The 18,006-nt window shown below is 60.4% G+C and carries 21 protein-coding genes; 16 read left to right on the forward strand and 5 right to left on the reverse strand.

Annotation, left to right across the window (positions count from 1 at the left end; translation table 11 throughout):
- Positions 1 to 126: 126 nt before the first annotated feature.
- Positions 127 to 345 carry a helix-turn-helix domain-containing protein gene (locus ACN9MO_RS32850; RefSeq protein ID WP_255571634.1) on the reverse strand — a complete coding sequence of 73 codons (219 nt, stop codon included), beginning with the start codon at positions 343 to 345 and terminating at the stop codon, positions 127 to 129.
- A 168-nt stretch (positions 346 to 513) separates the two neighbouring features.
- Here ACN9MO_RS32850 and ACN9MO_RS32855 point away from each other — a divergent pair, with 168 nt between their 5' ends.
- Positions 514 to 1,404: a LysR family transcriptional regulator gene (locus ACN9MO_RS32855; RefSeq protein WP_057248654.1), complete on the forward strand. Its 891-nt coding sequence runs from the start codon at positions 514 to 516 to the stop codon at positions 1,402 to 1,404.
- 28 nt (positions 1,405 to 1,432) lie between these two features.
- Here ACN9MO_RS32855 and ACN9MO_RS32860 read toward each other — a convergent pair whose 3' ends face one another.
- From ACN9MO_RS32860 to ACN9MO_RS32870, 3 genes are all read right to left on the reverse strand, one after another.
- A complete protein-coding gene (locus ACN9MO_RS32860; protein ID WP_057248655.1) occupies positions 1,433 to 1,636 on the reverse strand; it encodes a cold-shock protein in 204 nt (67 codons plus the stop codon).
- Between the two features lie 213 nt (positions 1,637 to 1,849).
- Positions 1,850 to 2,635 (reverse strand): pyrroline-5-carboxylate reductase, encoded by a 786-nt coding sequence (locus ACN9MO_RS32865; RefSeq protein ID WP_057248656.1) that lies wholly within the window; start codon positions 2,633 to 2,635, stop codon positions 1,850 to 1,852.
- A gap of 2 nt (positions 2,636 to 2,637) precedes the next feature.
- On the reverse strand, positions 2,638 to 3,357 hold the full coding sequence (locus ACN9MO_RS32870) for a GntR family transcriptional regulator (protein ID WP_057248657.1): 720 nt from the start codon (positions 3,355 to 3,357) through the stop codon (positions 2,638 to 2,640).
- 199 nt (positions 3,358 to 3,556) lie between these two features.
- Between ACN9MO_RS32870 and ACN9MO_RS32875 the strand changes: the two genes are divergently transcribed.
- The 10 genes from ACN9MO_RS32875 to ACN9MO_RS32920 all read left to right on the forward strand — a co-directional run bounded on the left by ACN9MO_RS32875 (position 3,557) and on the right by ACN9MO_RS32920 (position 12,840).
- Positions 3,557 to 4,387: a substrate-binding periplasmic protein gene (locus ACN9MO_RS32875; protein ID WP_057248797.1), complete on the forward strand. Its 831-nt coding sequence runs from the start codon at positions 3,557 to 3,559 to the stop codon at positions 4,385 to 4,387.
- A gap of 73 nt (positions 4,388 to 4,460) precedes the next feature.
- Positions 4,461 to 5,231, forward strand: coding sequence for an amino acid ABC transporter ATP-binding protein (locus tag ACN9MO_RS32880; protein ID WP_057248658.1), 771 nt, complete (start codon positions 4,461 to 4,463; stop codon positions 5,229 to 5,231).
- 10 nt (positions 5,232 to 5,241) lie between these two features.
- Positions 5,242 to 5,910 carry an amino acid ABC transporter permease gene (locus ACN9MO_RS32885; RefSeq protein ID WP_057248659.1) on the forward strand — a complete coding sequence of 223 codons (669 nt, stop codon included), beginning with the start codon at positions 5,242 to 5,244 and terminating at the stop codon, positions 5,908 to 5,910.
- A 12-nt stretch (positions 5,911 to 5,922) separates the two neighbouring features.
- Positions 5,923 to 6,588, forward strand: a complete 666-nt coding sequence (locus tag ACN9MO_RS32890) for an amino acid ABC transporter permease (protein WP_057248660.1) — start codon at positions 5,923 to 5,925, stop codon at positions 6,586 to 6,588.
- Positions 6,589 to 6,623: 35 nt separating this feature from the next.
- Positions 6,624 to 7,502, forward strand: coding sequence for a dihydrodipicolinate synthase family protein (locus ACN9MO_RS32895; protein ID WP_057248661.1), 879 nt, complete (start codon positions 6,624 to 6,626; stop codon positions 7,500 to 7,502).
- Positions 7,503 to 7,565: 63 nt separating this feature from the next.
- The gene (locus ACN9MO_RS32900; protein ID WP_057248662.1) at positions 7,566 to 8,798 is read left to right on the forward strand and encodes an NAD(P)/FAD-dependent oxidoreductase; all 1,233 of its coding nucleotides are present in this window, start codon (positions 7,566 to 7,568) and stop codon (positions 8,796 to 8,798) included.
- A 37-nt stretch (positions 8,799 to 8,835) separates the two neighbouring features.
- The gene (locus ACN9MO_RS32905) at positions 8,836 to 10,305 is read left to right on the forward strand and encodes an aldehyde dehydrogenase family protein (protein WP_218374410.1); all 1,470 of its coding nucleotides are present in this window, start codon (positions 8,836 to 8,838) and stop codon (positions 10,303 to 10,305) included.
- Positions 10,302 to 11,333: a proline racemase family protein gene (locus ACN9MO_RS32910; RefSeq protein WP_057248664.1), complete on the forward strand. Its 1,032-nt coding sequence runs from the start codon at positions 10,302 to 10,304 to the stop codon at positions 11,331 to 11,333. Before ACN9MO_RS32905 ends, ACN9MO_RS32910 begins: the two co-directional genes overlap by 4 nt.
- Positions 11,330 to 12,082, forward strand: coding sequence for an SDR family NAD(P)-dependent oxidoreductase (locus ACN9MO_RS32915; protein WP_057248665.1), 753 nt, complete (start codon positions 11,330 to 11,332; stop codon positions 12,080 to 12,082). Before ACN9MO_RS32910 ends, ACN9MO_RS32915 begins: the two co-directional genes overlap by 4 nt.
- Before the next feature lie 5 nt (positions 12,083 to 12,087).
- Entirely contained in the window at positions 12,088 to 12,840 is a 753-nt protein-coding gene (locus ACN9MO_RS32920; RefSeq protein ID WP_057248666.1) for an SDR family NAD(P)-dependent oxidoreductase, read from the forward strand.
- A gap of 430 nt (positions 12,841 to 13,270) precedes the next feature.
- On the opposite strand, the gene ACN9MO_RS32925 is transcribed toward ACN9MO_RS32920, so the two are convergent.
- Positions 13,271 to 14,017 carry a FadR/GntR family transcriptional regulator gene (locus ACN9MO_RS32925; protein ID WP_057248798.1) on the reverse strand — a complete coding sequence of 249 codons (747 nt, stop codon included), beginning with the start codon at positions 14,015 to 14,017 and terminating at the stop codon, positions 13,271 to 13,273.
- Between the two features lie 474 nt (positions 14,018 to 14,491).
- Between ACN9MO_RS32925 and ACN9MO_RS32930 the strand changes: the two genes are divergently transcribed.
- Genes ACN9MO_RS32930 through ACN9MO_RS32950 form a run of 5 tightly spaced genes read left to right on the forward strand, consistent with a single transcriptional unit; the run spans position 14,492 to position 17,968 of the window.
- The gene (locus tag ACN9MO_RS32930; RefSeq protein ID WP_112997251.1) at positions 14,492 to 14,965 is read left to right on the forward strand and encodes a RidA family protein; all 474 of its coding nucleotides are present in this window, start codon (positions 14,492 to 14,494) and stop codon (positions 14,963 to 14,965) included.
- 24 nt (positions 14,966 to 14,989) lie between these two features.
- Positions 14,990 to 15,745, forward strand: coding sequence for an amino acid ABC transporter ATP-binding protein (locus ACN9MO_RS32935; RefSeq protein WP_057248668.1), 756 nt, complete (start codon positions 14,990 to 14,992; stop codon positions 15,743 to 15,745).
- 9 nt (positions 15,746 to 15,754) lie between these two features.
- Complete coding sequence (locus tag ACN9MO_RS32940; protein ID WP_057248669.1) at positions 15,755 to 16,423, forward strand: amino acid ABC transporter permease; 669 nt, start codon at positions 15,755 to 15,757, stop codon at positions 16,421 to 16,423.
- Between the two features lie 10 nt (positions 16,424 to 16,433).
- Complete coding sequence (locus ACN9MO_RS32945; RefSeq protein ID WP_057248670.1) at positions 16,434 to 17,084, forward strand: amino acid ABC transporter permease; 651 nt, start codon at positions 16,434 to 16,436, stop codon at positions 17,082 to 17,084.
- A gap of 38 nt (positions 17,085 to 17,122) precedes the next feature.
- Positions 17,123 to 17,968 (forward strand): transporter substrate-binding domain-containing protein, encoded by an 846-nt coding sequence (locus ACN9MO_RS32950; RefSeq protein ID WP_057248671.1) that lies wholly within the window; start codon positions 17,123 to 17,125, stop codon positions 17,966 to 17,968.
- Positions 17,969 to 18,006 lie beyond the last annotated feature (38 nt).

An 18,006-nucleotide genomic window follows, 5' to 3' on the forward strand; every position in this document is an offset into this window, starting at 1 on the left:
AGGTTCGCCGGTGTCGATATCCAGTGCTGCCCTGGTTTCCAGGCTTTTGGGGCAGCGGTTTCCCTATGTTCCGGTTTTGTGCGTTCAGGATCGCATAATGTATCGACCGGAACTCTGCTTGGCAGATTAGGGCTTGCGTCCCCGCGGCAGGTTGGAGGGCGCTTCCTCGCCGACTTTTGGCTCGATGAACAATTCGAAGATCTTGCATTCGAGCACCGTCGCGATCTTGCCCAATGAATCCACGCCGAGATTGACCTGTTTGCGCTCGAGTTGAGAGATCGACACCCGTTCCAACTGCGCTTCGAGCGCAAGGCGTTCCTGTGAGAGGCCGCGCTTGACCCTCAATTTCCGAACGTTCCAAGCCAAAAGATCACGCGGTGTCATGATCGCACATGACCATTGCGTGTCCAATTAAATAACTGGCTATTCTATACGAAAAGATGTTAAAAGTTGCAGAACGACGATTTCAGTTTCGCCTTTTGCGCGCACCCAAAATTGATTGAAAGGGCGTTCATGGAACTGCGCCAACTCTCGTTCTTCGTTGCCGTGGCAGAGGAGCTGCACTTCAATCGGGCGGCTGCGCGGATGTGCATCGCTCAGCCGGCGTTGAGTTCGCATATCCAGGCGCTGGAGAAGGAGCTCGGTGTACGGCTGCTGGAGCGATCGACGCGCAGGGTCGAGCTGACGCGGGCAGGGGAGGTGTTCTATGACCGCGCAGTCCGGATCATCGGCGATGTCGGGCTATCGGCCGAGGTAGCGCGCTCGGTCGCCGGCAAGGCTGCCCGCACGATCAAGATTGGGACCGTCTATCCGGCAACGACCGGCGTGCTGCCGGCGTTTCTCGCCCGCATCGGCCGGAAGTTTCCCGATATCGCATTGCATGTGAGAAGCGGCTCGACCAGCGACATCATCCGCGGAATAGAAAACGGCCAGATCAATCTCGGCTTCATCCGTCCGGTCGAAAACATTGGATCCTTGCGCTTCTTCTCGATCGCCCATGAGCGCTATCTGCTGGCGGTCGTAAAGGCGAGCCCGCTGGCGCTTCGAAGCGAGATCGATATCGAGGAACTGCGCTCCGAGAAGATCATTGCCTTTTCCCGTCAGAACCTCTCCTACAGCGAACGGTATTTCTCGGAGATGTTCGCGACCCATGGGCTCACCGGCAACATTGCTTATAGCTGCGACGATACCTTCTCGTTGGTGTCGCTCGTCTCGGCAGGTCTCGGCATCGGCTTTGCGCCGGAATGGACGAAGGATCTGCCGAACCGCAACTTCGAACTTCGGCCCGTGCGCGGCGTCGATCTCAAGATCGGGCTTGGAGTTGCCTGGAACAAGGACGATCCAACGGCGTCGCGGGACGACATCATCGATATAGCCCGGTCGCTGGCGCGGCCGGGCAGGTGATGAGAAACGAATTCCTGAGTCCGTAGGATCAGGCTGGTCTAACGTTTTCGGCCTTCGATTTTCCGGTCTTGCGGTCCTGGCCAAGTTCATAGCTGACCTTTTGGCCGTCGCGAAGTGATGTTGCGCCCTCGATCGCCGACACATGGACAAAGACGTCCGCTCCGCCGTTGTCGGGCGTGATGAAGCCAAAACCCTTGTCCTGGTTGAAGAATTTAACTGTACCGGTTGCCATAGTCGTCCTCGTCGGCTGAGTATCTTTCGTTTTTGCCGCAAGACCTTATCCAGCGGCGGTCTTGGCGGCAATCGCGCGTGTACCCGCAATGCGGCTTTCGAGCTCGGCAGGGTTGTCGACCCCTTCTCTAGCACGGTACGCGGGTAGCGTCTCATGGGGGTCGTCGCGCGCCGCATGCCTGGTCTGAGGTTCGATCGTGGCGAGAGCCGTCTGCTAACGGTTGGTGATGCGCTCGAACACTCTGCCTAGCGCTCGCGTCAGCGCTTCGGTTCCGCCCCGCTCGTCGAAATCCCGGAAAACCTGTTCGTTGAGGCCGCCCTTGGTGGCAAATTCGCGGCTCATCTCGAAGAAGTCGACATCTGTACCAGCGTGAAGTGCTGCTTCGGAAAGACCGGCAAAGAGCGGCGCGAGATATGAGCGGCCCTTATCTTCCGGCAGACCATTTTCGGCGAGCCACTCGGTCGTGCGGTGCAGGATGCCGAAATAGGTGGCCATCAATGCGCTTGCTGCGGCCAAAAGGTCATATTCCGCCTTGGTCTCGCATTCGACGGCGTTGCCAAGCACGTCGAAGATTGCGGCCGTGCCTGCGTCCGCCGGAAAGACCGCGGTGACGCCCTTGCGGCGGGCGACGAAGGGCAGGGGGATCGCCTGGGTGAGGTGGACCTCTGTGCCGATCCAGTCGAGGAGCTTTGGCCGGTCGGTTGCCGCAATGACACTGATGATCTTCTGGCCCTCGCGAAACTGCAGAGGACGAATAACCCCTTCGGCGACTTGCGGACGGATTGCCAGCACGACCGTGTCGCAGCCGTCAACAATCGCCTGGTTGTCTGGCGACACGTGTACCTGCGGGAAATCGGAGGCAAGCCTGGCCGAAATGTCCGCGCTGCGTTGAGACACGACGACCTGCGGAACTGCGGCAGGTTCTGCAAGAAGGCCGCGCACCATCGCATCCGTGATCGCGCCAGTGCCGATAAAACCTATGCGTTCGGGCAGGGGCATGGTTACTCCGCCGCCGCAAGCGGCCCGAAAGACACTTCGGTCGTGTAGTTTTCGCGCAGGAAGGCGATGAAGTTGTCCTGAAACTGGCGGGTATGGGCATGCGCCAGCTCGTCTGCACGCTCGACATCCTTGGCGCGGATCGCCTCCAACATCAATTCGTGCTCGTCGGTCAAAAGATAACCGTCACCGGTGCGCTCCAGGTATTCGAAATGGAGGTGGAGCATGCGCTGACCCTGGTTCAGGAGTCGCTCGTAGAACGACGCCAGATAGCCGTTCTTGCCCGCATAGGCGACCGCCATGTGAAACTGTTTGTTGGCCTCCGACATCTTCAGGTGAATGCCGGTTTTGACCGCTATTTCGAATTCCTTCTGACGCTTTGCGATGATCTTCAGGTCCGCCTCGGTGCGCAAGGCTGCCGCCAGCCGAGTGTTCATGCGCTGGGCGACGTCGAGCGCCTCGACATATTTCGGAAAGCTCGCCACCTCGATGGGAGCGACGATGGTGCTGCGGTTGGAAAGCGTGACCACCAGGTCTTCGCCGGCAAGCCGTATGAGCGCTTCGCGCACTGGCGAACGCGACATGTCGAAGCGCTCGGCGAGCGTCATTTCGTCGAGCAACTGGCCCGGCGGCAAGGTGAGGGCAAGGATCTCATTGCGCAGCGTGTCGTAGACACTTTTCCAGCCCGTACCGCGCACCCGTTTCATTTCAATTTCGTCAGACACTTACGTCCCTTTTCGTCTCTCCCGGTCATTGGGCCAGAAAAACCGGGACGCAGCAATCGTAAACTTTCTGCTTGACTTTGTCGACACGGAGACGACATAGTTTCTTCAGTCGACACGGAGCCGACACGAAAACACTAAGAACGGCCAAAGCCGACAGGTGGAACCGCGCGTCTCACGCGCTCAAAATTGGGGAATGCACATGTTCAGAAATGTGATGACGTCCGCTCTGCGGGCGACGGCCGCGCTCGCCCTGGCGGTTGGGCTGTCGACTACGGCGATGGCTGAAACGGCCGAAGGATACTGGCAGGGTGTCCAAAAGAGCGGCACGCTGCGCTGCGGAGCGGCTGTTGCGCCGCCCTATGTGATGCGCGATCCTGCCAGCGGCGAGTACTCCGGCTTCTTTGCCGACCTCTGCCGCGAATTCGCTGAAGTTCTGCAGGTGAAGCCCGAATTCGTCGACACGACCTGGGACAACATCGTTGCGGGCCTTCAGGCCGGAAAATGGGACGTCTCCCTGGCGCTGAATCGTACGCCGGCTCGGGCCATGGCTGTCCAGTTCTCAGTACCGGCGATGGAGTACCAGATCTCACTCGCCTACAACAAGGACAACCCGAAGATCCCAGCGAGTGCGGCTTCCGTTGCCGACATCGACAAGGCGGACGTCACGCTTGCCGTCATGTCCGGCACGGCACAGGACAAGGCGATTTCCGCCGCGGTCAAGACAGCGACGATCCTGCGCCTGCCGACCAACGACGAAACACGCCTTGCGGTCGTTTCGCGTCGTGCCGACATCCTGGTCGATGCCTCCGACACAAACCAGCTTTTCACCCAGTCGAACCCCGACTGGGCGGTAGCGCTCAATCCGGCGCCGGCGCTCGCCAAGCAGGGCGTGGCGTTCGGATTGCCGCATCAGCTTTCGGCGTCAGATGTCGAAGTGGTCAACATCTTCCTCGAGGAGCGGGTCGCGACCGGCCACGTGGATGCCCTGATCAAGAAGGCCGTGGACGAAGTCCTCAAGGCCGGCAACTGAGCCCGGTCACCAAGCCTACGGAGCTGCCTGTGGCGGCTCCGTTCCCTGTCCCTGAGGTGGAGAGTTTTGGACGATGTCGGATACCGCACCCCTGGTTAAGATCGAAGGACTGCACAAGAGCTATGGCGGCGTCGTGAAGGTGCTGCAGGGCTTGGACATCGAGATGAAGGCGGGCGACCGCGTAGTCGTCATCGGGCCGTCCGGCGGCGGCAAGTCCACCCTCCTGCGCGTGTTGATGGGGCTCGAACAAATCGACGGCGGGTCCATCGTCTTTGGCGGCAAGCCCTACATTTCGGCCAATGGCAACGGCAAGACCGCGATCGATGCCAAGGTCCGTCGCTCGATCGGCATGGTGTTCCAACACTACACGCTCTTCCCGCATCTCGATGTCATCGGCAACCTGATCCTCGCGCCGATGAAGGTGAGGGGGGAGAAGAAGGCCGAGGCTGAGGCAAGGGCGATGGCGCTGTTGACGCGTTTCGGACTTGCGCAAAAGGCAAAAAGCTATCCGGCGCAGCTTTCCGGCGGTCAAAAGCAGCGTGTCGCGATTGCCCGCGCCCTGATGCTTGATCCGAAGCTGATGCTTTTCGACGAGGTCACTTCGGCGCTCGATCCGGAACTCGTGGCTGAAGTCGAGCAGGTGATCCTGCAGCTTGCCAAGCAGCAGATGCCGATGGTGATCGTGACCCACGACATGTGGTTCGCCAAGAATATCGCCTCCCGGGTGATTTTCTGCGCCGGCGGTGTGGTCGTGGAAGACGGTCCGCCGGAACAGGTGCTCGGTTCTCCGAGAGAAGAGCGAACGCGCGAGTTCATCGAGCGGGTCTTCCACATCAAGCACTGAAGGACGAACGATGAACTACAGTTTTGACTTCGCGTCCGTCTTTCGCAATTTCGGACCATTGTGGGACGGTTTGCTCGTCACGATCGAACTGACGATCGCTGCCAATGCCATCGGACTGACATTCGGCTTCGTGCTGGCATTGCTTGTCATGAGCCGCTCGCCGGTGGTCCGGCTGCCGGTCACACTCTTCATCGAGTTCTTCCGCTGCACGCCAGCGATCATCCAGATCGTGTGGTTCTTCTATTGCGTCCCGATGCTTTTCAACGTGTTCCTCGGATCGGTCACGATGGGCATCCTGGCGCTCGGGCTCAATCTCGCGGCATTCAACGCGGAGGCTTATCGTGCCGCCATCCAGGCGGTTCCAAGGGAGCAGCTTGACGCCGGCGTGGCGCTCGGCCTGACCCCGTTCCAGAGGGTGTTCTACATTGTTCTGCCGACGGCGGTCCGCAATTCGATACCGGTTCTGCTGACCAACGGGATCGGCATTTTCCAGCAAAGCGCGCTGGTCGCGATCGTTGCCGTCCAGGACCTGATGTACCAGGGCAAGACCTTGGCCACGCAGACATACCGCCCGATCGAAACCTTCACGATCGTTGCACTCTTCTACTTCGCCGTGTCGTTCCCGGTCTCCCAGATCGTTGGCTATTTGGAACGCCGCCGCGAAGCCCTGGCAAGCTGAGGGAGACAAACGATGACCTTCAATTTTGCCGTCGTACTCAAGTTCCAGGAGGCTCTCTTTCTTGGCCTCTGGATGACGCTCAAACTGACGCTGATCTGCATCGTGCTCGGTTGCGCCCTTGGCTTCCTTGTTGCGCTTGCGAGGACCTCGAAAAATGCCATCCTGCGTGCAGCCTCGAGTGTCTATGTGGAATTTTTCCGCGGCACGCCCGTGCTTGTTCAACTCTTCTGGATCTTTTTCTGCCTGCCGCTGATCCTCGGTGTCGAGTTGTCCAACATGACGTCCGGCGTGATCGCCTTGACGCTCTATATGGGGGCGATCAGCAGCGAGACGTTCCGGGCCTCGCTCAAATCGGTCGGCCGCGAGCAGCTGGATGCCTGCGTGGCGCTCGGTCTTTCTCATTGGGCGCGCACGACCAACGTCGTCCTTCCGCAAGCCGTGCTACGCGCCGCGCCGACGCTTTTGTCAAATTGCGTCAGCCTCTTCAAGGAAAGCGCACTCGTCTCGGCCGTCGGTATGGCGGACCTCATGTTCGTCGGCCAGAACATTTCCAACAACACGGCCCGGCCAATCGAGGTGCTGACGATCGTCGCACTCATCTACTTCGTCATCGCCTTTCCGCTGACGCGCGCCGTCACGGTCATCGAGCGACGCATTCTCAAGCGGTTGGCTCTCTGACGCCACCCTTCGAACCCCCGAATGGAGATAGTCCCATGAAACTTTCAGGCGTCTTGCCAGCCCTCGTTACCCCCTTCGACCGTCAAGGTAGGATCGACTTTGCCGCATTTGGAAAGCATCTGGCCAATCTGCGCGCAGCAGGCGTCACGGGCTGGGTGCCTTGCGGCTCCTCGGGCGAATACAGCTTCATGTCCGATGAAGAGCGCGATGAGGTGCTGAAGTTCGTCAAGGAATTCGCCAAGCCTGGCGAGATCCTGATCGCCGGCACCAACGCGCCATCGACGGCCGGCGTCATTGCCAACACGCTGCGCGCCAAGGCGATGGGTTACGACGCCGTGCTTCTCGCAACGCCCTTTTATACGAAACCCACGCAGGCCGAGCTGGTTGCGCACTTCAAGGCTGTCCTTGAAGCGACCGACATGAAGATCGTGCTCTACAGCTATCCGGACAAGGACGGAGTTGAGCTGGGCTGGGAGGTTCTTGACGCGCTCGCCGACGATCCGCGCATCATCGGCATCAAGGAAAGCTCCGGGTCGCTTCAGCGCGCCATCGGCATTGCGACCCGCTACGAGGGACGCCTCCAGCTGGTTTCCGGATCGGACGACATCGCGCTCGACTTCATGATCTGGGGCGCCGAGAGCTGGATCTGCGGCCCGGCCAACTGCATGGCGAAAGCCGTCTGCGATCTCGACCGCACCTTCAAGTCTGGCGATCTCGCCAAAGCCAAGAGGCAAATGGCGACCCTCTACAAGGCGATGAACATCCTGGAATCGGGCAAGTTCGTGCAGAAGCTCAAATATGGTTGCGAAGTGCAGGGCACGCCGGTCGGCGAGTGCCGAGCGCCCCTCGGTCCGCTCACGGACGAGGAAAAAGCCGAATTCCGCGCCGCCATGGAACCGATCCTCAATTGGTAATCGAGTGCGGCCGGGCTGACGTCCGGCCGCCATCCAAGGAAAACGAGCAGGAGCAAGGCTAGTATGACCACCGTGGTTGTCGGCGCAGGCATCATCGGCACAACCATCGCCTACGAACTGCAAAAGCGAGGGCGGCGGGTCATCTTGCTTGACAAGGGCGAGGTGGGGCGCGGCGCCTCCTACGGCAACATGGCGTCGATCGCGGTGACCGAGTTCATGCCTGCCTCGCGCCCGTCGATCTGGAAGCAGATTCCCGGATGGATGCTTGATCCGGAAGGTCCCGTCCGTGTCCGCCCGAGCTACATGCCGAAACTGCTCCCCTGGTTTGCACGTTTTGTCGCCGCCTCGCGACCGGCCAGGCTTCGACAGCTGGAGGCCGAAGGGGCAGCTCTCTGCAGCCGTGTCTATGACGACCTCCTGCCCTTGCTGCGCGAGACGGGGCTGGAAAGCGAATTGACGGAAGAGGGCTGCCTGTCGCTTTACAGCAACGAAGCGGAGTTTCGCGCCGACCGCGAACATATCGAAATCCTCGAGCGTTTCGACTTTCCGCACCAGCGCCTGACGGGTGCTGAGGCGCGGGAGCTCGAACCGGAGCTGTCGGACCGCATCGGTCTCGCCGTCCTCTTCCCCGAGAACCGAAGTTTGCGCGATCCGTTTCGGTTGGTGAACAAACTTGCGCAAAGGTTCACCGCACTCGGTGGAGAATTCCGCCGCTGCGCCGTGGCTGGCTTCGACCGCTCCTCCCGCGTCACTGCCGTCCGGCTCGTCGGGGGAGATCCAATCGCCGCCGATGAGGTTGTGATCTCAGCGGGAGCCCATAGCGGCCTGCTGTCGAAGATGCTGGGCGAACCGATGCCGCTCGAAACCGAGCGTGGCTATCATACCCAGATCATGGCCCCCGGCGTTTCCATGCGCCACTCAATCATCTGGCCAGCCCGCGCCTTCATGGTCACGCCGACGGCAGGCGGTATCCGAGTCGGCGGCACGGTCGAAATGGCGGGCCTCGACGCCGCACCCGACTATCGCCGCTCGAAGATAACCGTGCGGCGGGCCCAAACGGCGTTGCCGAACCTGCGCTGCGAGAACTTTACCGAGTGGATGGGCCATCGTCCGGCGCTTCCAGACACCGTGCCTGTCATGTCGGCCTCGGCCAAAACTCCAGGCGTCTTTTACGCCGCCGGCCATGGGCATCTGGGGGTCACCTATGCGGCCACGACCGCGCGCCTGATGGGCGACCTCATCACTGGCCGGACGCCACCCATCGACATGCGCCCCTATCGCGTCGACCGCTTCTAAAGGGCGACCGCACAAACGCATTCCATGTGAGGACACCATGCAGAACAAGCTTTTCATCGATGGACAATGGATCGCACCAGCCGACGGAAGCCTGCTTCCCGTGATCGATCCGGCGACCGAAGAGGTCTTTCACCACATCGCTGCCGCCGGCGTCGCAGACGCCGACGCAGCGGTCAAGGCGGCCCGCGAGGCTTTCGACAATGGTCCTTGGCCACGCCTTTCGGGCAAGGAGCGTGCAAGATATCTGCGCGCCATGGCACAAGGCATCCGTGATCGACTGCCGGAATTGGCGCACATGGAAACCCGCGACAACGGCAAGCCGTTGCCCGAGTCCGAATGGGACCTGGCGGACGCCGCCGGCTGCTTCGACTTCTATGCCGATCTCGCTGAGGAACTCGATGGCGAAGTCGAAGAAGTGAAGCTTGCGGACCAGCGCTTCGTCTCCAAGGCCGTGCGCGAGCCGCTCGGAGTGGCGGTTGCTATCGTTCCATGGAACTATCCGCTGCTCATGGCCTCGTGGAAAGTGGCACCGGCGCTTGCGGCGGGTTGCACCATGATCCTGAAGCCCGCCGAAACCACCTCGCTGACCGCGCTGGAACTGGGTGCGATCGCGGAGGCTGCGGGCCTTCCCAAAGGCGTGCTGAACATCCTCTCCGGCAAGGGTTCGGTCGTCGGCCAGGCGCTGGTCGAGCATTCGCAGGTGGACAAGGTGGCGTTCACCGGGTCGGGCCCGGTCGGCTCCCGCATCATGGCCGCCGGCGCCAAGGACATCAAACGCATCAGCCTCGAACTCGGCGGCAAGTCTCCTTTCGTCGTCTTTGCCGACAGCGATATCGAGAAGGCCGTCGAATGGATCATGTTTGGTATCTTCTGGAACCAGGGCCAGGTGTGTTCGGCGACTTCGCGGGTTCTGGTCGAAGCGCCGCTCTACCCGAAGCTCCTGGAGCGGCTGGTCGAGGAAGCCGGGAAAATCAGGGTCGGCAACGGTCTGGAGGAGGGCACGCTGCTCGGGCCGCTCGTCAACAAGGGGCAGTATGAAGATGTCCTCGGCCACATCGAGCGCGCCGTCGAGCAGGGCGCAAGAGTTGCCTGCGGTGGCAGATACGACGGATTCGACAAGGGCTTCTGGGTCGCGCCGACGATCCTCACCGATATGACGCTCGATAGTGATGCCTGGGTCGAGGAGATCTTCGGTCCGGTCGTCTGCATTCGTCCGTTCGAGACCGAGGAGGAAGCGATCCGCCTCGCAAACGATTCCCGCTTCGGCCTTGCCGCCGCAGTCATGTCGACCGATGACGAGCGCTGCGAGCGCGTTGCCGCTGCCTTCCGCGCGGGCATCGTCTGGATCAACTGCTCGCAACCGACATTCACCGAGGCGCCTTGGGGCGGTTACAAGCAGTCCGGTATCGGCCGCGAGCTTGGTCGCTGGGGCCTCGACAACTATCTCGAGACCAAACAGATCACCCGCCTGGTCAGCGATGAACCCTGGGGATGGTATCTGAAATGACCTTCGACAAGTCCCTCGATATCCTGCTTGTCCATTGCCAGGGCGAAAGCGGCAACGTCCTGATCGGTGGCGCGCCAGCTATTCCGGGCGCGACCATTCTTGAAAAGATGAACTACCTGAACAATGTCGACCCGTCATTGCGCCTGTTCCTGACGCGCGAACCGCGCGCGCAGGTCGTTCATACGACAAACCTGCTTCTCGATCCGACCCGGCCGGACGCCGACGCCGCCTTCATCGTCCTGCAGCCGGACCGCGCCCATCCGATGTCGGGGTCCAACTGCATCTGCGTGGTTACTGCGCTCCTGGAAAGTGGTCGGGTGGAAATGATTGAACCGGAAACCGTCGTGCGGCTGGACACGGCGGCAGGGCTGATCGTTGCGCGGGCGCGTTGCGAAAGCGGTCGATGCCTTTCGGTCAGCCTCGACAATGTTCCCGCATTTGTTCAGCAGCTCGACGTCGCGATCGACACACCGAGATGGGGGCGGATCAACGGCGACATCGCATTCGGCGGTGTCTTCTATGCCCAGATCGACGTGGATCAGATCGGGCTTCGCATAGTACCGGATGCGGCCCGGGCGCTTGCCGAGGCCGGAACCGAGATCAAGGCGCTGCTCACGGACGAAGTCGCGGTAAGCCACCCTGATATCCCCGACCTCAATGAGATCGCCTATGTGATGTTCCGCGACTACCAGCAGGATGATTCAGTGGTAACATGCACGACGCTGAAGCCCGGTCGTGTGGATCGCTCGCCCTGCGGTACCGGATCCTCTGCCAATCTTGCCGTCCTCCATGCGCGCGGCGCGGCGCGGGTCGGCGACAAGCGTGTTTCGCGCAGCATAATCGGAGGCACGTTCACCGCCGAGATCTTGGGCGAGACCACGGTCGGCGGTCGTCCCGCGGTTCTGCCGCGTATCACAGGCCAGGGCTACGTCTTTGGCCGTCAGCAGTTGCGGCTGGACCCGCATGATCCATTCGCTCAGGGTTTTGCCATGTCGGACACGTGGGGACCGCAGGTGGGGGAGCTATGAACCTCAAGGGACAAACCGTTTTGGTAACGGGTGCAACCGGCGCCATCGGGCAGGCGATCTGCCATGCTCTCGCGGCTGATGGGGCGAATGTCGTCGTCCACTACGGCCGCAATCGCGATGCCGCCGAGGCGCTTGTGAACGGGCTCGACGGCAGAGGTTGGTGCGTGCCGGCCGATCTGTCAGACCCGGCCGGCCCTCAGGCCCTGTGGGTTCAGGCCGTCTCCGTTGCTGGCCGGCTCACAGGGCTGGTCAACAATGCCGGCATCCGCTCCGAGGTTGCAGTCGATGCGCCCATGGACGAATGGCAGCGGGTCTGGGCGCGTGAAATGCGCGTCAACTTCCTTTCGGCGGTTGATCTGTCGAAACTCGCCATCCAGCATTTCCGCGCCCATGGCGGTGGGCGGATCATCAACATGGCAAGCCGCGCCGGACAGCGCGGCTACACCTCCAGCGCGATGGCCTACGGAGCCTCGAAGGCGGCACTGATCAACCTCACCAAGTCCATCGCGCAGAGCCACGGACATGAAGGCGTGACCGCGGTGGCACTGGCCCCCGGCTGGGTGCGCACCGAAATGGCCGAAGCCTATATCGCCGAGCATGGCGAGGCTGCGGCATTGGCCGGCATTCCCATCGCCAGGATGGCCGCGCCTGAAGAGATCGGCGAGATCACCGCATTTGCCTTCCGTCCTTCGCAGGCCTCCCTCAATGGCGCTGTGCTTGACGTGAACGGCGGCAGCTATCTGAGGTAATTTCCATGCGTTTCAAGGACAAGATCGTAATCGTCACCGGCGCAGCAGGTGGCATCGGCGGGGCGATCAGTGCCCGTTTCGCTGACGAGGGCGCAAGGGTCATCGTCACCGACATGAATGGGGAGGGCGCCGAGGCGACCGTCGCGGAGATTGCGGGCAAGGGCGGCAGCGCGCGGGCGCTCGCCAGCGATATCTCGGGCGCTGAGGGTTGCCGCGCCATCATCGACAATGTGATCTCGACCGAAGGGCGCATCGATGTGCTCTGCAACAATGCCGGCATCAACCGCCGCGGCAATCTTCTCTCGTTGACGCGGGAGGATTGGCGGCTGAGCTTTGCAGTCAATGTCGACGCGATTTTCCATCTTTGCCAGGCGGCGCTGCCCCACATGATCCAGGCGGGCGGCGGCGCCATCGTCAACACGGCATCCCAGTGGGGGCTTTATCCGGCGCCGAACCACATCGCCTATAACGTGACGAAGGCGGCCGTGGCGAGCTTCACGCAGAACCTTGCCCGCGACTACGCGCCGAACAAGATCCGCGTCAATGCCGTCTGCCCGGGCGAAATTCACACGCCCATGTTGGAAGCCGGTGTAAAGCGCTCCGGACGAACGATTGCTGACCTTGACAAACTCGTTCCCTTTGGCCGCATTGGCAAGCCGGAAGAAGTCGCAGCCCTCGTCGCCTTCCTTGCGTCCGACGAGGCAGCCTTCATGTGTGGATCGCTGGTGGAAATCACCGGTGCACAGGCGGTCGCCTGACAAAAGGCTGAAGTCACTCCGGCGGCAGCATGGATGCCACAACAGCTGTCCCAAAGGAAGCTGACGTAAGCCGCATGATCTTGAACAGGCCGCTTGTCGCGCCAGCGCCGTCAAGTAACAAACTGCACGACCCTTTTATTTCCCCAGATCAACTGAATTTCGATGATTTGTATTTTAAATAGGAGGATCTGCATGGGGAGGTAAAGTAGGAAGCCGCCACTATCATGTGCCGAGTTTGTTTCCGGTTTGTGCGTTTAGGATCGCATAATGTATCGACTGGAAGGGCGTTTCGCGAGGAGGGGCGCTATTTCCTGTTGCACTCTCAATCCATCAATACCTGCATAGTGGCCAAATGACCATGTTCGTTTTCTGCAGGTCTTACGTTGGCCGTTGGCATGTCGACAGTTCAATCTGGTCAAGCGATCGCCTTCTATTCATCCCGCGCGACATTGCTCAAGGGAGAAGTGCCACCATTCGAGAAGCCCCTGTAGCGTAAGTGGCTACGGTTCAAATGCGCCCGCATCGCTTCACGGGCCTGTTCGGAATTGCCGGTGCTGATCGCTTCGCAGATCGCCCTGTGCTCCCGAACCGTGTTCTGCACATACTCTGGTGTGATGAGCTCGGGGTTCACCTGTTTCGAGAAAGCCGGTTGGGGGAGGATCTGGAGGCTCATCAGGTTAAAGAACTCTATGAAGGCGCCGTTATTCGTCGCTTCCGCGATCGATCGGTGGAACACGAAATCCAGGTGGTCGAGGGCGGCCTCGTCGTCGAGCGAGGCTTCGAACTGCCGTGCGGCATTCCAGATATTCGATTCCTGCGCCCATGAACGGCGAGTCGCAGCAAGGCCTGCGGCATGGACCTCGAATGCCATCCGCAGTTCAAGGAGGTCCATGAATGATGTTTTCAGGCGCTGCAAGGGCGCCAGGACAAGTTCCGGATCGTAGTCGTATGGGTCTTCCGGCTTAGGTTTCTCGTGCACGAACACACCGACGCCATGACGTGCCTCGACAACTCCCTCCGACCGTAACGCGGAGACGGCCTCCCTGATGATCGTGCGGCTGACGTTAAACTGCTGCGCCAGTTCATTCAGCGATCCAAGTTTGTGGCCCTTGTCCAGTTGATTGTCGACGATATGGGCCTTCAGGGCCTGTATCGTCCGGCTTGCCAAAGTACTCAAGATTCCACCCGTCTGCTTGGTCGCACGCGTGAGCGGCGTTTGCCAACTGATAGGGATTTGTTGTGTCTTTGACAAGGTAGCATGACGCAGTGAGGTGATGCTACCTCAACTGAAATTTTCGCTCGTCAGGTGTGCGCACTCTCTGCCGAATAGTGGGGCCTGGCCATCTCATTTCTGGCTTTTTTTGGAGCTCGTTGCGAAATTTTTTTTGACGTTGGCGAGAATTCACAGTTTTATAGAACCAATGCTTAGTGGTTAACTATTTGATATTTTGTGATTAATCCCGCTGGGCTGGTTTCTCAGAGCAAAGAGATAGTATCTCTAACTTTTATGTTGACATGAGATACTATTTCACTAATCTCTTCGTCAGAAAAAGCGAGCCAGCGCCACGATCCCCAAGCGAACGTGGCGAATAGCTCCGGGAACAGGAACTGCGCCCAACGGCGCGCACACAAAATCAGGTGGAAAACCGCTATGGGTGACGTCTCCGCACGCCTCTCCGAGCTCGGCATCGTGTTGCCTTCGATTGCCTCGCCCTCAGGCAACTACATTCCGTATCGGTTTGCCGGGAACCTTCTCTTCGTTTCCGGGCAGATCCCTCGGATTGACGGCGTGGAGCATTTTGCCGGGGTCGTGGGGCAGGATGTCTCGCTTGAAGAGGGCTATCAGGCGGCGCGGCTTTGTGCCTTGAACATCCTTGCCCGTGTCAACGACGCGCTCGACGGCGATCTCGACCGGGTAGTGGCCTGCGTTCAGGTCCGTGGCTTCGTCAACGCGAAGGCGGATTTCAAAGGTCACCCCGCGATCGTCGATGGTGCGTCCGACCTTTTCGTCGAAATTCTGGGCGAAAAGGGGCGTCATGTGCGCACGGCGCTGGGGGCCGGATCGCTTCCACGTGGATCGTCGGTCGAAGTGGACGCCGTGTTTGAAGTCGCAGCGAAATCCTGACGGTTACAGGAAAGGGAATTGGCCATGGGCGAGAATGAAAGCAACGAAAAAGCCATCGAAATGACGGGTGTCAACAAATGGTATGGTCCGTTGCAGGTACTTAAGGGCGTCGAACTCAACGTTGCGCGGGGCGAGCATATCGTCCTCTGTGGCCCGTCAGGGTCGGGAAAGTCCACACTCATTCGCTGCATCAATCACCTTGAGGAAGTCCAGCAGGGCAGGATCGTCGTCAATGGCACTGCGCTCAACCAGAAAGGGTCGAACGCCGATCACATTCGCCGCGACGTCGGCATGGTTTTCCAGCAGTTCAACCTCTTCCCCCATATGACCGTTCTGGAAAACTGCATGCTGGCCCAGCGCCGGGTCCGAAAGGCGTCGGCGGCGGATGCCAAGGCGAAAGCGATGCGGCATCTGGAGCGCGTGCACATTGCCGAGCAGGCGCAGAAATACCCCGCTCAGCTTTCCGGCGGCCAGCAGCAGCGCGTAGCGATCGCCCGCGCGCTCTGCATGGATCCGAAGATCATGCTGTTCGACGAACCGACCTCGGCGCTCGATCCGGAAATGGTCAAGGAAGTGCTGGACACGATGATCTCGCTTGCCGACGACGGTATCACGATGATCTGCGTGACGCATGAAATGGGGTTCGCGCGTGCCGTCGCGCACCGTGTCATCTTCATGGACCGCGGCGAGATCATCGAGAGCGCCAAGCCGGACGTCTTCTTCAATAATCCGGGCCACGAACGCACCAGGGCGTTCCTCAGCCAGATCCTCAACCACTGAGGGCGGCCGATGAACTACTCCTTCGATTTCGCACCGGTTTTTGCCGCATGGCCCATGCTTTTGGAGGGCGTGATCGGCACACTGAGAATGTCATCGCTCTCCATGGTCTTCGGCCTGAGCCTCGGCATCGTGTTCATGCTGATGCGCATGAGCAAAAGCAACGCTCTTCGGGCGATGGCGATCGGTTACATCGAGCTGATCCGCAACACGCCGATCCTCGTGCAGGTCTTCTTCGTCTTCTTCGGCATGCCGGCCATCGGTATCCGGCTGAGTGGGGAACAGGCGGCGATCCTCGCCATGACGCTTAACTGCGCGGCCTATGCCGCGGAGATCGTGCGCGGCGGAGTACAGTCGATCCGACCCGGGCAGATCGAGGCTGGCAGGGCGCTCGGCCTACACACGGCCGACATCTACCGTTTCGTTGTGTTTCGTCCGGCTATCCGTGCGGTGTACCCGGCGCTCTGCAGCCAGTTCATCCTGATGATGTTGAACTCCAGTCTGGTGTCTTCCGTCTCGGCGGAGGAATTGACGTACTTCGCCCAGACCCTGGATTCCCAGACGTTCCGCAGCTTCGAGATCTATCTCACGCTTGGCGTCATCTATCTCGTGCTGTCCCAGTTCTTCTCTGCCGCGCTTGGCGTGATCGGCAGGGTCTATTTCTCCTATCCGACGAAGTGAGGGCCTTGCGATGATCCGTCAATTTGGCTGGGGAGAGTTCCTCTTTCTGCTCGAAGGCGCGCGCTGGACGGTGGTCCTGACGCTTCTCGCCTTCACCTTCGGCGGCGCGCTCGGGTTGGGCGTGGCGCTCGGCCGCACGAGCAAGTGGAGGCTGCTGCGTATCCTGATGGCCACCTACATTCAGATCTTTCAGGGCACCCCGCTGCTGGTCCAGCTGTTCTTCGTCTATTTCGGCCTGCCGCTTCTGGGTCTTAAGGTGGATGTCTGGGTGGCGCTGACGATCGGGCTTTCGCTGCATACCAGCGCGTTCCTAGGCGAGATCTGGCGTGGCAGCATCCAGGCGGTTCCCGGTGGCCAGAGTGAGGCCGCCCGCGCTCTCGGGATCGGCTATGTGCACCGGATGGTGGACGTCGTCCTGCCGCAGGCGTTCCGCATCGGCCTGCCTGCGACAATCAGCTTCCTTGTGAACCTCATCAAGGGTACCGCGCTTGCTGCTCTGCTCGGACTGACGGAGCTCACCCGGTCCGGCCAGCTGATGGCGAACATCACGTTCCAGCCGCTGCAGGTCTATGGCGCAGTCGCCCTCGTCTACTTCTTCATATGCCTTCCGCTGACCTTCAGCAGCGCTCGGATCGAACGGCGGCTGAATGCCGATCGGTAAAACAAGAACGCATGACAAAACCAACCAGAGGTGACCACATGTTCAAGATAGCATTGCCCTTTTCGCGTTCGAACGTTCCCGGCGTGTTTGCCGCCGCGCTTTTGGCCACGACCTTGTTCGCGACGACGGCGCTGGCCATAACACCGGAGGAACTGAAGGCCAAGGGCACGGCGACCATCGGCGTGCAGATGGACCAGTTCCCCTGGGGTTTCATCGACCAGAATGGCCAGAATGACGGCTTCGACATCGAAATCGCCAAGCTGATCGCCAAGGAACTTGGTGTAGAGGTCAAGTTCGAGCGCATCACCGGGCAGAATCGCATTCCGCTGCTGGTCAACGGCAATGTCGACTTCCTCGTGCCATCGATGACGATCACCGAGGAGCGCGCCAAGGTCATCCAGTACGTCATCCCCTACTCGTCGAACGATATCACGGTCTGGGCAAAGAAGGATGCGGCGATCAAGGGCAACGACGACCTTGGCAAATACGTCATCGGCGTGAACCGTGGTAGCGTGTTCGAGCCGATCCTCGTCAAGGCTGCACCGCCAACGACCGAGATCAAACGCTTTGACGACGATGCGACGACCGTGCAGGCCCTCCTGTCCGGCCAGGTCGACGCCATCCTTGGCAGCGTGACCTACGGTCTCGTCATCAAGGAGACGGGACACGAAGCGGAGTTCGAGCGCAAGTACAAGGTGGCCGATAATTTTCAGGGCATGGCCGTTCGCAAGGGCGACCGGGAAATGCTCAACTTCCTCACCGATTTTGTGACCAGTCACACGGCTGATGGCTCGCTCGACGCACTTTACAAGAAATGGATCGGCGTCGATCGCGCAAAACTTCCGACAACGCTGCCGGGCGTAGACTTCACCGGCAAGCAATAACGCGCCTGCCCTGCGCAACCGCTGCGCAGGGCACCCCG

The sequence above is a fragment of the Ensifer sp. R-19 genome, assembly GCF_049905105.1.
In the GTDB taxonomy this organism is placed as follows: Bacteria; Pseudomonadota; Alphaproteobacteria; order Rhizobiales; family Rhizobiaceae; genus Ensifer.